Source organism: Mesorhizobium sp. M0011, from assembly GCF_040324155.1.
In the GTDB taxonomy this organism is placed as follows: domain Bacteria; phylum Pseudomonadota; class Alphaproteobacteria; order Rhizobiales; family Rhizobiaceae; genus Mesorhizobium.
In genome coordinates this window covers 1-1,423 of sequence record NZ_JAMYVQ010000074.1, presented here as the reverse complement: position 1 = coordinate 1,423, position 1,423 = coordinate 1, and the positions used below count along the sequence as shown (strand labels likewise).

Here is a 1,423-nt window from a genome sequence, read left to right as displayed (position 1 = left end):
GGTCATGGTGGCGTTCCTTCGCGGGAATCGGTGACGTTGAACATCACCAGCCTGCCATGACCGCCCTCTCTCAGCGAATTTGCAGAACTCTCAGCACACTACCCTGGCGCCGACCCAGGCGAATCGCCTGTCTTTTCGGCGCCAAAGAAGAATTAAAGGCACGCGGCAGCGTTCCCTCCCCCTTGTGGGGAGGGTTAGGGTGGGGGTCCCTCTTCGCAAGAATCCATATGCGATAGCCCTGCCTTCAAAGGGGGTAAGAAGCCTCAGAACTCGATCCCCTGCTGGGCCTTCACGCCCGCGGAAAAATGGTGCTTGGTCACGCCCATTTCGGTGACGAGGTCGGCCGCCTCGATCAACGCCGGCTTGGCATTGCGGCCGGTGACGACGACATGCAGGTCCTCGCGTCGCGCCTTCAGCGCCGCAACCACTTTGTCGAGGTCGAGATAGTCGTAGCGCAGCGCAATGTTCAGTTCGTCGAGCACCAGCAGGCTGATCGACGGATCGGCCATCAGTTCGAGCACCTTGACCCACGCGGCTTCGGCGGCTGCGATGTCGCGCTTCAGGTCCTGCGTCTCCCAGGTGAACCCCTCGCCCATCGCGTACCAGACGACGCGGTCGCCGAAGGCGGCGAAAGCATCCTTCTCGCCGGTGTGCCACTTGCCCTTGATGAACTGGACGACGCCGACGCGCTTGCCGTAGCCGAGCATGCGCAGCGCCAGGCCGAAGGCAGCTGTGGTCTTTCCCTTGCCCGGTCCGGTGTTGACGATGAGCAAGCCCTTCTCGACCGTCTTGCTCGCCACCTCGGCATCCTGCACCGCCTTGCGCTTGGCCATCTTGGCGCGGTGGCGTTCTTCGTCCTTATCGTCGATGTCGGTCATGTCATTTCACCTTGAGCGGCAGCCCCGCCACCATCAGCAGCACCGTATTGGCGACAGCGGCGACCTGCTGGTTGAGCCGGCCGGCGGCATCGCGAAAGCGACGCGCCAGTGCATTGTCCGGCACGATGCCTTGTCCGACCTCATTGGACACCACGAACCAGGGCCCGCGCGGCCGCGACAGCACCTCCGTCAATCGCCGGCATTCCAGCTCGAAATCGCGTTCGGCCAGCATGTGGTTGGTCAGCCACAGCGTCAGGCAATCGACAAGCACCGGCCGATCGTCCGGCAAGGCGGCAAGCGTACCGGCGAGATCGAGCGGTGCGTCGATGGTCGTCCAGCCTTCGCCGCGCCGCGATAGGTGCAACGCGATGCGTTCATGCATCTCGTCATCATAGGCTTGCGCCGTGGCGACATAGGTCCAGGGCGGCGGCAAGGCGGTCGCCAAAATTTCGGCGTGGGGGGGGGGGGGGGGGGGGGGGGGGGGGGGGGGGGGGGGGGGGGGGGGGGGGGGGGGGGGGGGGGGGGGGGGGGGGGGGGGGGGGGGG

2 protein-coding genes are annotated in these 1,423 nt (G+C 65.8%); both read right to left on the bottom strand.

Annotated features, from left to right (window positions below):
* Nucleotides 1-263: 263 nt before the first annotated feature.
* Nucleotides 264-878 (bottom strand): cob(I)yrinic acid a,c-diamide adenosyltransferase, encoded by a 615-nt coding sequence (cobO, locus tag NKK51_RS32365; RefSeq protein ID WP_352556343.1) that lies wholly within the window; start codon nt 876-878, stop codon nt 264-266.
* 1 nt (nt 879) lies between these two features.
* Nucleotides 880-1,326, bottom strand: a complete 447-nt coding sequence (locus NKK51_RS32360) for a bifunctional adenosylcobinamide kinase/adenosylcobinamide-phosphate guanylyltransferase (protein ID WP_352556344.1) — start codon at nt 1,324-1,326, stop codon at nt 880-882.
* Nucleotides 1,327-1,423 lie beyond the last annotated feature (97 nt).